Annotated in this window: 1 rRNA gene; it reads left to right on the forward strand. The window is 48.6% G+C overall.

The annotated features are described in order from the left end of the window. Positions 1 to 50: 50 nt before the first annotated feature. Positions 51 to 255 (forward strand): 16S ribosomal RNA (locus tag LB465_RS18595); the annotation flags it as partial.

A 255-nucleotide genomic window follows, 5' to 3' on the forward strand; every position in this document is an offset into this window, starting at 1 on the left:
AGTCATCTTTGAGTACAGACGTTTGATTGTTGTAATTATATTAAGAAACAACGATGAAGAGTTTGATCCTGGCTCAGGATGAACGCTAGCGGCAGGCCTAACACATGCAAGTCGAGGGGTAACAGGGGAGAGCTTGCTCTTTTGCTGACGACCGGCGCACGGGTGCGTAACGCGTATACAACCTACCTTTTAGCGGGGAATAGCCCAGGGAAACTTGGATTAATGCCCCATAGTATGGAGGTCTCACCTGAGATC

Source organism: Salegentibacter lacus (genome assembly GCF_020164555.1).
GTDB classification, from domain to species: domain Bacteria; phylum Bacteroidota; class Bacteroidia; order Flavobacteriales; family Flavobacteriaceae; genus Salegentibacter; species Salegentibacter lacus.